Source organism: Lolliginicoccus suaedae (genome assembly GCF_008312885.1).
GTDB lineage: Bacteria > Actinomycetota > Actinomycetes > Mycobacteriales > Mycobacteriaceae > Lolliginicoccus > Lolliginicoccus suaedae.
In genome coordinates, this window is the sequence record NZ_VSSO01000001.1 from 298,840 (window position 1) to 309,695 (window position 10,856).

The 10,856-nt window shown below is 69.5% G+C and carries 8 protein-coding genes and 2 pseudogenes; 4 read left to right on the forward strand and 6 right to left on the reverse strand.

What is annotated here, in order from left to right; translation table 11 throughout:
* The first annotated feature begins 164 nt into the window (after positions 1-164).
* Entirely contained in the window at positions 165-965 is an 801-nt protein-coding gene (locus FXO18_RS01355) for a GNAT family N-acetyltransferase (protein WP_149359276.1), read from the forward strand.
* A 74-nt stretch (positions 966-1,039) separates the two neighbouring features.
* Here the strand turns inward: FXO18_RS01355 and FXO18_RS01360 are convergent, their stop codons facing one another.
* Entirely contained in the window at positions 1,040-1,306 is a 267-nt protein-coding gene (locus FXO18_RS01360) for a DUF1876 domain-containing protein (RefSeq protein ID WP_149359277.1), read from the reverse strand.
* Between the two features lie 267 nt (positions 1,307-1,573).
* Here FXO18_RS01360 and FXO18_RS01365 point away from each other — a divergent pair.
* Positions 1,574-3,163: pseudogene (locus FXO18_RS01365) on the forward strand (cation:proton antiporter); the annotation flags it as partial.
* Positions 3,164-3,226: 63 nt separating this feature from the next.
* On the forward strand, positions 3,227-3,565 hold the full coding sequence (locus FXO18_RS16020; protein WP_407936429.1) for a UBP-type zinc finger domain-containing protein: 339 nt from the start codon (positions 3,227-3,229) through the stop codon (positions 3,563-3,565).
* Between the two features lie 141 nt (positions 3,566-3,706).
* On the opposite strand, the gene FXO18_RS01370 is transcribed toward FXO18_RS16020, so the two are convergent.
* Positions 3,707-5,374, reverse strand: coding sequence for an alkaline phosphatase D family protein (locus tag FXO18_RS01370; RefSeq protein WP_223114420.1), 1,668 nt, complete (start codon positions 5,372-5,374; stop codon positions 3,707-3,709).
* Positions 5,375-5,470: 96 nt separating this feature from the next.
* On the opposite strand from FXO18_RS01370, the pseudogene FXO18_RS01375 reads away from it, so the two are divergent.
* Positions 5,471-5,905: pseudogene (locus FXO18_RS01375) on the forward strand (ribonuclease H family protein); the annotation flags it as partial.
* Here FXO18_RS01375 and FXO18_RS01380 read toward each other — a convergent pair.
* The 4 genes from FXO18_RS01380 to FXO18_RS01395 all read right to left on the reverse strand — a co-directional run bounded on the left by FXO18_RS01380 (position 5,905) and on the right by FXO18_RS01395 (position 10,833).
* The gene (locus FXO18_RS01380; RefSeq protein WP_187774126.1) at positions 5,905-7,200 is read right to left on the reverse strand and encodes a TMEM143 family protein; all 1,296 of its coding nucleotides are present in this window, start codon (positions 7,198-7,200) and stop codon (positions 5,905-5,907) included. The pseudogene FXO18_RS01375 and the gene FXO18_RS01380 overlap by 1 nt on opposite strands.
* A 164-nt stretch (positions 7,201-7,364) precedes the next feature.
* A complete protein-coding gene (locus tag FXO18_RS01385) occupies positions 7,365-8,768 on the reverse strand; it encodes a S8 family serine peptidase (RefSeq protein WP_149359281.1) in 1,404 nt (467 codons plus the stop codon).
* A gap of 277 nt (positions 8,769-9,045) precedes the next feature.
* On the reverse strand, positions 9,046-10,188 hold the full coding sequence (gene cobG / locus FXO18_RS01390; RefSeq protein WP_149359282.1) for a precorrin-3B synthase: 1,143 nt from the start codon (positions 10,186-10,188) through the stop codon (positions 9,046-9,048).
* A 24-nt stretch (positions 10,189-10,212) separates the two neighbouring features.
* A complete protein-coding gene (locus FXO18_RS01395; RefSeq protein WP_235900377.1) occupies positions 10,213-10,833 on the reverse strand; it encodes a GNAT family N-acetyltransferase in 621 nt (206 codons plus the stop codon).
* Positions 10,834-10,856: the final 23 nt, after the last annotated feature.

Here is a 10,856-nt window from a genome sequence, read left to right on the forward strand (position 1 = left end):
GCGGTGAATCCCCGGTTCTGCTCGCGCGATCCACGCGCTTCGTTGGTGCCCGGCTGCTGCTAACCATGCAGGTGGGAGGGTGTAGGGCGAGCCCCGGGCGGCGACGCGAAAAAGGTCGCTGCGAAGGGGCGATTTTCGCCCCCTTTTCTTGCATACTTGAGCGCATGATCCCACCCTTCGTGCCGGTGGCCGATCCACGGCCGACTGACACACCCTGGCCCACCATGCAGTGGCCCATCCCGGCAGGCACCACCCTCGCCGGAACGACTGTCTCGCTCAGTCCTCTCGACCCCGACACTGATTCCGAGGCCCTGTTCGCCTGCCTCGACCACGATCAGGTCTGGGCCTTCGTGCCCGTCCAGCGGCCCCGCAGCGCCACGGACCTGCACGCGCTGTTCTCCGCGCGCCGCACCCTGTCCAACTGGCAGCAATGGACCGTGCGGCTCGCTCGCGAGTACAAGGGCCTGGCGCCCGGCACCATCGTCGGCACCACGTCCTACACCAATGTCTCGCCCGCCGACGCGCGCCTCGAGATCGGTGGCACCTTCTACACCCCCCAGATCTGGGGCAGCATCGTCAACCCCGAGTGCAAGCTGCTGCTGATGCGGCTCGCGTTCGAGGCGCTGAACGTCGGGCGGGCCGAGATCCGTACCGACACCCGCAACACGCGCTCGCAGCTCGCCATCACCCGTCTCGGCGCGGTCTACGAGGGCACGCAGCGCCGCTACGCCCGCCGCCCCGACGGCACTGTCCGAGACACCGTGCTGTTCTCCATCATCGCCGAGGAATGGGCAACCGTGGAGCACAACCTCACCGAGCGCATCACCCGGGCGATCGCGAAGGAGTCGCTCGGCCAGGATCACGGTGGTGCCAGCGCCGGGGCCGGGAAGCCGCACCCGTGCCTGGGCGGGTTCCTCCCCGATGGGCGTGGCAGCGAGATGCCTGCGCGGTGCCCTGCGGGGTGATCGTGCTGGGCGTCTCGGAACTGGGCTAGGGGCCCACGAGCACAGGGGCCCAGTAGCTCAGGGGCCCCACGAGCTCAGGCGTCGAGATGAACCGGCTTGTGCGTCACTGATTCGATGTCGCTCGCGGAGATCTCCACGAGGCGATGGGCGATGTCCTGCAAGGCTCGGGCGACCGCGAGCTCATCGCCGATCTTCGGCACGTCCGGATCGTCCGGGTTGCGCCGAGCCATGCCGGTGGCGGACAGGCGCAGCTCGCCGTTGGCGTGCAACCGAGCCTCGGCCCGGGTCTGGCTGCCCCGCTCGTCGATCTTGATGTCGATCCACCAACGCTTGTCCTGCATGATTCCTCCTCGGATTGATGCCGAACCCGCTCCATCTCCCACCCTTCGCCGATCGTGTGCGATTGTCTATAGGCATCGGGCTCCAAATCGGTTCGATCTTGGTTGGCCGGTGCCCACACGTCTCCCGGGGCGTGCTGGCGCGAGAGCATGCAAGCGGGCCCGCGAGAGTGCACGGGAGCCCATGAGAGTGCGATACACGACAGGTTGCCGCGCTGGAGGTGTCGCTTTTCGCACTCTCGCGGCGCGGACGGAGGAGGAACTCCAATGATGGTGCTGGCGGCGGGGGAGAGCCCCGCATACCTCGGACCCGTGGTGGCGCTGCTCGTCGCCGCGGGGCTCGTTGGGTACATCTCGATCCGACTGCGAATCGTGCCGATCGTGGGCTTCCTCCTCGCCGGGGTGCTGATCGGCCCGCACCAGCTCGGTCTCGTCGACAACACCGAGACCGTCGAGGCCGCCGCCGATATCGGCGTGATGCTGCTGCTGTTCACCATCGGCGTGGAGTTCTCCCTCGGGCGGCTCGCCGAGATCAAGACCCTCGTCCTCGTCGGCGGTGGACTCCAGGTGCTGCTCACCACCGGCATTACCGCCGCCCTGGTCATGGCGTTCGGTGGCGACTGGAACACCGCGTTGTTCACCGGCATGCTCGTGGCGCTGTCCTCCACCGCGATCGTGCTCAAGGTCCTCGCCGCTACCGGGCGCTCCACCCAGGCAGTAGGGCAATCCGCGCTGGGCGTGCTGATCTTCCAGGACCTCGCGGTCGTGCTGATGGTGCTGATCGTGCCGCTGCTCGGTGCGGGCGACGGCACGGAGGGCGGCAGCGGGCTCGGCGACCTCGTCACCGCGCTCGGCACGGCAGCCGTAGTGCTCGTCCTGGTGCTCGTCATCGCGCGGAAGATCATGCCGCCCCTGCTCGAGCGGGTAGCCCGCACCTGCTCTCCCGAGGTGTTCCTGCTGACCGTTGTCGCTCTCGGGCTCGGTACCGCTTACCTGACCTCTCTGGCCGGGGTGAGCGTGGCGCTCGGCGCGTTCCTCGCCGGCCTGGTGGTCAGCGAGTCCCGGCACAGCGCCCATGCCCTTGGCGAGATCCTGCCGCTGCAGATCCTCTTCAGTGCCGTGTTCTTCGTGTCCATCGGCATGCTGCTCGACCTCGGCGTGCTCCTGAGCCTGTGGTGGCTGGTGCTGCTGCTCGCGATCGCGGTGATCGCCATCAAGCTCATCGCCACCTACGTCGCGCTGCGCGCCGTGCGCGTCGCGGCCCCCTCGGCGCTCGCCGGGGCATTCCTGCTCGCCCAGATCGGTGAGTTCTCCTTCGTCCTGCAACGCTCCGGGAGCTCGGCCGGGCTCGAGCCCGCAGGCCTGGGCGCGGACGGGGAGCAGATCCTCATCGCCGTCACCGTGGCGCTCATGGTGATCACGCCGCTGCTCTCCACCGCCGGGGAACGGCTCGGTACATTGCTGCAGGCCCGAGCGCCGCGCGCCCACGCCCCCGTCGCTCCCGAGGACGGCCTCGCCCATGACGGGCGTGCGCTGATCCTCGGCTGGGGACCCGTCGCCGCCGAGGTCGCCGCCACCCTCGCCGCCCGCCGCATCCCGGTCACCGTGACCACCCTCAGCCCGGATCTCGCCGAGCAGGCCGAGTCCGCCGGGCACCACGTGGTCCGCGGTGATCCGCACCGCCACACCGTGCTCGAGGAAGCCGGCCTCGACTCCGCTTGCCTCGTGGTGATCTGCGAGAACAGCAGCAGCGACACCGGGCACCTCGCGACCGTCATCCGGCAGTTCGCGCCCGCCGCCGCCATCGTGGTGCGTCCCATCGACGCCGCCGACCCTGCGGAACTAGTGCCCACCGGCGCGGACCGCATCGTCGACACCCCTCGTGCCGCCGCCGCGCCGCTCGTCGCAGCGATCCTCGACCGCATGGGCCTCACCGAGCCGGGCGCCGCCTATCCGGACCCGACCGTTCCCCTCGCCTTCGAGCCCGACCCTTCGAGCCCATGCCACCACACCAGCACCATCGCGCCAGTGCTGCCCACGAGCGCCGGATGCCTCGAATGCCTGCGCCTCGGCGAGCGGGACTGGGTGCACCTGCGCACCTGCCTCGCGTGCGGGCACGTCGGATGCTGCGACTCCTCGCCCGGCAAGCACGCCGCCGCGCACGCCGAGCAGCAGGACCACCCCATCGCCGCATCCGCCGAGCCCGGGGAGCAGTGGGCGTGGTGCTACCTCGACCAGACGGAGATCGGTCGGGCGCGGTGAGCGCGTGCGGGAGCCCCGCGACTGTTTCCGGTCCGCTGGCGATAGTGCGAAAAGCGACAGGATTTCGCGCTGGAGGTGTCGTTTCTCGCACACTCGCCAGCGCTGGGGTCGGCGCTCTCGCTGGCACCGGTGACGGACCGCCTAGGCAAGAGACACGCTCCGCGTGCGGCGCAGCACGGCCTGGGCATCGCGGCCTGCGGGCGCGTGGTCGATGTGCGCGCGGGCGTGCTCGTCATCGAGCTCCACGGTCATCACGCCGTTGTCGAACCACGGGCCATGCGGGATGGTCCAGTCCATGCCAACATCGTCGACCCGGGCGCGGCGAGCGACGCTATGGAGGGCACCGGCGGTGAGCCGCGAGCCGAGGACCTTCTTCGCCCATCGCACGCCACGCGGCAGCGGGTTGCGGAACGGCGACATCGTGAGCTGGTGGATCGCGGTGGGCACGCCGGGATGATCGTCGAGGCTGGCGGTCGCGATGTAGGAGGAGTGCACGTCGCCCGACAGCCACAGCAGCGAGACGGGCGGGCGCGGGCTAGTGGCTGCCGCGATGACTAGATCGACCATCGCGAGGAAGGAGCCCCGGAACGCGCCCCAGTGCTCGAGGTCGATCTTCCGGCGCAGCTTCTCGCCACGATCCACCCAGCGCTGGCCCCACTGCCCGTCGCACACGGCCTCGTTCCAGCCCTCGAGCTGGTGGATGCCGGGCAGCATGAGCACCGGCAGCGAGGTACCGATCAGGATATGCCGGGCATCCGCGCCGAGGACCTGCTCGCGCGCCCACTGCCATTCCGCGTCGTCGACCAGCCTCCGTCGTCCTGGTTCCAGGGATCGGGAGCATCGGGTGTCGAGCATGAGCAGGCGCGCGGGCCCGATGTCACGCACGAAGCTCCATCGCATCGACGCGGGCTGACTATCGGCCCGCCGGGCCATGTCAGCAAGGATCCGGGCGCGCTCGTCGGCGGTAGGGGCGTCGAGCACGGCACGCAGCACCGCATCCTCGTCGAGCTGCACGGGGGAGAGGTTGCCGAGGTGCTGGTACACCCAGTACGAGGACAACGCGCCGGTGACGAGCGTGTCCCAGCCGGGCTGGACGCTGGCCTCGTCCCGCCACGACTGCGAGGTGTTCCAGTCATCGCGCAGGTCATGGTCGTCGAGGATCATGCAGGTCGGCACGGCGGAGAGCAGCCAGCGCACATCGGGCTGCGACCACGCCGCCTCGTACAGGGCCGCATACTCGTCGAAAGTGCTGGCGCGCGGCAGCCCATCCTCGCCCCGGGGCAGCGTGTCCGCGAGCGGCTGCGGCGGCAGGTCGGCATACACCTGGTCGCCGAGCAGGCACAGCGCGTCTGGCCATTCCTCGTCCGGAGTGTCGCGCATGCGCCGGGCCAAGGCCACCAGGGCATCCGGGCCGAGCGCCTTGACACTGGCGGGATCCTGGCCGCCGGTGCGGTAGCAGGAGCCGAACACGATGCGCACGGGCCGCGCGGTGCTATCCCCGGGCGTGGCGCGAGGCAGGGTCCTGATGGTGCTGGGGGCATCCTCGATCTGCTCGGGCCACACCGCGCTCTCGTCGAGCTGCACCCAGTACGGATGCGCGCGTCCCGGTGCGAGGCCCGTGACCCGCACCAGCGTGTAGTGGCGACCGTGCACGGTCCAGGTGGGCGCGGAGCATTCCTGCCCGTCGCACAGCACCGCGACGGTGCAGGGAACGCTGGTTTGCACCCAGATCGTCGCCTCGGTCTCGTTGACGTAGCGCACGATCGGACCGAGGACGATGCTCGCGGAACCTGCATTCACTGGGGTCACGGCTTCCATTGTGGCGGAACGCCGCCGTGCTGGCCTGTGGCATGGCTGAGCGTGGCATGAGGAAACGCTTCGGCGGTATTGCTAGGGTGGCTGCTCGTGATGACGGTGAGCACGGACGGATCTTGCTTGAAGAACCCTGGCGGCGCGATCGGCTGGGCGTGGGTGAACCACACCGGTGAACGCTCGTCGGGCGGCGCGTCGTCGGGGACGAACCAGATCGCGGAGCTGATGGCGCTGCTCGAGGCGATCCGCTCGCATCCCGGTCCGGATCCGCTGCTCGTGGAGTCGGACTCGCAGTACGCGATCAAGTGCGTGTCGGTGTGGCTCGCGGGCTGGAAGCGCAATGGCTGGCGCACCTCGGGCGGCTCGCCGGTGAAGAATGCCGAGCTGATCCGTGCCATCGACGCGGCGATCGCTGATCGGGAGGGCCCGGTGCGGTTCCAGTGGGTGCGCGGGCACGCGGGCAACGAGTTCAACGAGATCGCTGACGAGCTCGCCGGGACCGCGGCCCGGGCGGCTGCGGGATCGTCCTAGGCAGACGTGTTGTAGTCGAACACCTGGTCCCACCGCTCGTCGAGGCGTCGCTTCGCGTCCTCGATGGGGATCGCGGACAGTCGGCCGTCGCGGTCCTCGATGAGGCTGAGCTCGCGGAGCTTGCGCAGGCCATCCTGCACCTCGAAGTCGAAGCGTGCGTTCCAGCGCTTGGCGAACCACTCCTCGATGCGCTGGTCGAGCTCCTCGGCCGTGAGCGGGCCGTCGGCGAGCCGGAGGAAGTGGTAGGAGAGGATCGCTTCCTTGGCCTCGGCCTCCTCGGCGATGTCGAGCAAGTGGTGGAAAACGCCGACCTCATTGTCGAGGTTGCGGAAGTAGAGGTTCTCCGACAGAGCCTTCATGAACTGGATCTTGCGATTCTTGAACTTGTTGAACTGGCGCACCAGGTACCCGCCGAACGCAGCGAGCCCGGCACCGATGGTCACTAGCGCGGCCTGATCCAGCTCCACCGCATCATCGCGCAGGCCCAGCCAGAACGCGATGAGCAGCAGCAGCACACCGAGCGAGGCGATCAGCTTGGTGACCACCACGATGATCCCGGAGATCACTGCCGGCACCCCGATGAGGAGCTTGTCGATCGGGCGCATCCCCACCCGTACGTTGGGGAACAGCATCTCCAGATCGTGTCGCGGAACGTTCTCGAACAGCTTCACCATCGTGCTGCCCGGCGTGAACGGCAGATCCTCGACATCACGATCCGCGAAGTGCTCGATGTCCCGGAATGTCACGTAGACCAGCACCTTCGCATAGCTGCGGAAGGCGATCGTGCGGCGGCGCAGCCCGAAGAAGGACTTCACCTCCCGCTCGCGCTCGAAGCTGCCGCGCCGGAAGAACATCGCCGTATCGATATCGCCCCGATCAACCTCGAGGCGCACCTTGATCAGCGATTCTTCGTCGAATGCCCGCTGCATCTCATCCTCGGTGACGCGGATGAAGTTGGCGCGCTCGGCCAGCTCGACCAGTTCCTCCTCGAGGGACTGCTGCGCGCGGACACGGTCCTCCCAGTCAGGCTCGGCGATGCGCTTGAGGTCGGGCGGCGGATCGAGGACGTGATAGGCATCCTTGATCCGCTCGATGCGCGCATGGAAACGGTGATGCAGCACGCTCGCGAGGATCGTCGCGAGCTCCCGGAAGGGCTCGCGCTCCTGCTCGGGCAGCTCATCGGCGCACATCGTGATCACCGCAGACTTGCGGAACGGGATGAAATGCTCGAGCTCCGCGGCTCCTCGCTCCGCGGCTGGATCGGTTGCTTCCGGGCTGCCTTGCTGGACCACGGTGACGCTCCCTCTGCCTGTCCTCGTCCGCCCCCGCTGCATCGCGCGGAGGCAAATTGGGCCGATTCCGACACCTCCAGGGTAGCCGCAGGGCCCCGGGCGGCGACGATTGCTGGTCGCTCATGCCCGGGGCCCTGGGGTCCTGGTGGCTCAGTGCCGCTGGATCAGCAGCCGCCGCTTCCCGAGGGAATGCACGGCTCAGGCTCTGGTTCCGGCTCGGGCTCGGGCTCGGGCTCGCCCGATGTGGTCACCTCGGCATCGACGAGGAAGCCGTAATGCTTGGTGCCCGGCGAGTTCCGCGGATCCCCGGTGAAGCCATAGCTCGCCGCGCGCGCCTGCGCATCGGCCCGCACGAGGTCGATGATCTGCGCCGGCGAGAGGCCATCGCACGGTCCGGCCACTCCGCCACTGCCCAGGCAGAGCGCGACAGCACCGGCGACATGCGGGGCGGCCATCGACGTGCCCGACAGCACGCGCGTGCCGCCACCGAGCCGCGTGGACACGATGCACGATCCGGGCGCTGCCACCACATGTGACTTGTCGGTGGTGGAGACCGCAAAGTTGGAGAAGTCGGCCGCAGCGTCATCGGACTGGCCCAGATCGCACGACGGCCGCCCACCCGTGCCACCGGGAGCACCGTCGCTATCGGCCATCGCGGTGACGGTCAGCACCTCGGGATACGCCGCAGGCACCGAGCTGCCGAAGCCCGTGTTCTCGTTGCCGGCCGCCGCCACATACGTGATGCCCTGGTCCGTGGAGCGGCAGATCGCGAGGTGCAAGGCATCGCTGTTCGAGTTGCCGCAGTTGTTGTCATTGCTGCCTTCGCCGGACAGCGACAGGTTGGCCACCTTGATGCCGAGGGTGGCGGCGTTCGCGGTGATCCAATCGATGCCGCAGATCACCTGCGAGAACGATCCGACGCCATCCTGGTCGAGCACCTTCACCGAGAACACCGTCGTACCCGGCGCGACACCGATGACGCCGCTGCCATTGTTGCGGGCGCCGATCGTGCCGGCGACATGGGTGCCGTGGCCGTTCGCGTCCTGGGACGTGCCACCCGAGGAGGTGCAATCCACCCCGGCGACCGAGGTGAGGTCGGGATGCGCGAGATCGATGCCCGAGTCCACCACGGCCACACCGACAGAGCTCGCTGGCATCGCTGACGTGCTCGTCGCGGCCTCGATGCGCCGGACGCCGGTGGGCGCGGAATCACCCACGATGACGGGCTCGCTGGCTGGCACCGCGCGGACCTCACGGTCAGGAGTCACGAACGCTACATCCGGATCCTTCGCAAGGCGATCGCGCACCTCCTTGGGCATGCGGGCCGAGAAGCCCTCGAACACGCGGTTGAAGCGCCGCTCCGCAGCGATGCCATGCTCGCGCTCGAGGTCAACGGTCTTCGACTGCGACCGGACCCCGCCCTCGTACACCACGATGTACGGCTCGGCAGCCGGAGCCGTCCCCGACGGTGGGCCCTCCGGAGGCTGGGCGATGGACGGGCCACCCGCCACCACCAACCCAGCGGCCAGCATCCCGGCCGAGATCGCGCCCAACAATGGTCGACGCATGCGCAAGACCCTCCAGTCACCCGATGAAACAAACGGCAATACCGGACGGATCGTATGCGTCAGCCGAGACGGGGGGTTCGATCCGCGCTGCCCGACATGGCATCGTGACCCCACCTTGAGGTGATCTTTACGAAGGCGACGTTGGTGGCCGTGGCGGCGGTGGAGTCGGTGGAGGCGCCGTATCCGCCATATCCGTCGCGAGTGTGCGAAAAGCGACAGCTTTCCGCGCTGGAGGTGTCGTATTTCGCACTATCGCGCCGTCGCGGCGGCGGGCGCATCACCGCGGTTGGTAGCTGCCATCCTCCTGCGCGATGCGCACGGTCGCGCCGCGCGGGGCGCCGCATGCCCGGTCGCACCCGGCCCAGTGCTCGGGCACCCCGGGCTCGCCCGCGAGCGACCCCTCGGCGACGGCCCGCTGCACGTCGGCGTGCACATCAGTGCGCGACGAGGCGCATCCGGGCTGGCCGGTGCAGGCGCTCAGCCGCGCCCAGGGCGATTCGGCGTCGAACACCAGGCCCAGGGGAGCGAGCACGCGCACCACCTGCTCGGCGCGCCAGTCGTCGAGGCCCGTGATGACGATTCCGCGCCACGGCGTGACGAGCAGGGGCCGCTCGATCGCTTCGAGGAACTCCGCGAGGCGGGCGCTCAGCCGACCCAGCGGCACCGCCGCGCCGAGTGCGACATCACCGTCGTCCTGGGCGAACCAGCCGATCGGTGGCTGGGGCCGCTCGCTGGGATGCACGGGCTGCGGGCAGGGGTCCGGCCGGAGCCCGGCATCGCCGAGGAGTTGCTCGCGCGCGGCGGCGGGCAGGTCACGGATCCGCCAGGCACCGTCGGCGTGGTGCAGGAACGCGCGTGAGAGGGCATGCACCGCCGCTATAGCGTCGGCGTGGTCGAGCCGCACACGAGTGTCCTCGCCGTGGAGCAGCAGGGCAGCGGTGGTCTCGTCGTAGGCCATGACGGTGATGTCGGCATCGAGGGCCGCGACGTCGCCGCGACCGTCGTCGAACGCCACGAGGAACCGGCCGGGCAACTGCGCGAGGCCGGCATCGGAGCGCAGCAACTCGTCCCACGCGGCGACGAGCGGCCGGGAGTCGGTGAATCCGCCGACGAGTCCGCTCAATGGCGAGGCAATGATGTTGCGCGCGCGATCGTGCTCGTCGGAGGGCAGCAGCCCGGCATCGCGCAGGAGCATCGCCACCGCACCCGCTGATTCATCCGCGAGACCCCGCACTTGGATATTGCCGCGCGCGGTCAGCTCGAGGATGCCATTGCCCAGCCGACCGCTGATCGTCGCGAGGGTGCCCATCTGCTCGGCGGTGATCGCGCCACCGGGCAGCCGGATTCGAGCCAGGCCACCGTCGGCAGCGGGGTGCAGGCGCAGCGCGCCGGGGCAGCGATCAGGGGGAGTGGTGCTCACTCGTTCCAGGATAGGCCCCCCGCGCTACCGCAGTCGCGCCCGCAGGTTCTCGCGCACGCGTGGCCAGTCCGCGGCTGTGATGGCGAACAGCTCGGTGTCGCGCAGGGTGCCGTCCGCGCGCCGGTGGTGCATCCGCAATGTTCCCTCGTGCCGGGCCCCGAGCCGCGCGATGGCGGCGCGGGACCGGGTGTTGCGCGCATCGGTGCGCAGCTCGACGCGAGCGACGTGGAGCGCGTCGAAGGCGTGCTCGAGGAGCAGGAGCTTGGCCTCGGGATTCACGACGGTGCCCCATGCCGCTGGCGTGTACTGCGTGGCACCGATCTCGAGGCGCGCGTGCTCGGGAGCGGCATTGAGGTAGGACGTGGTGCCGAGGATCGTTCCCGCTGCGATCGCGCTGATGGGGGCGGTGGCCACGACGGTGAAGACCTGCCAGCCTGGGGTGTTTGCTCGCGTGGCCAGTGCGGTGCCCAGCTCGGCGGCAGCGGGAGGCCTGCGTGCTGGCAGGTGCGTCCATGCCTCGGGGTGGTCGAGAGCGTCATGGATCCCTGGCGCGTCGCGCGCGGTGTCGCGGTGTCGTAGGCGCGGAGCTCCACGGTGGTTCCGCGCAGGGTCATCGACCGCGGGGGCCAGGTCATCCGGGGCCACGCCGCCTCCGGGCTCGGCATGCT

Coding starts and splice junctions, on each gene's coding strand:
- FXO18_RS01360 (WP_149359277.1), bottom strand. CDS start 1,306: ATGCAGGACAAGCGTTGGTGGATCGACATCAAGATCGACGAGCGGGGC.
- FXO18_RS01355 (WP_149359276.1), top strand. CDS start 165: ATGATCCCACCCTTCGTGCCGGTGGCCGATCCACGGCCGACTGACACA.
- FXO18_RS16020 (WP_407936429.1), top strand. CDS start 3,227: ATGGGCCTCACCGAGCCGGGCGCCGCCTATCCGGACCCGACCGTTCCC.
- FXO18_RS01385 (WP_149359281.1), bottom strand. CDS start 8,768: ATGCGTCGACCATTGTTGGGCGCGATCTCGGCCGGGATGCTGGCCGCT.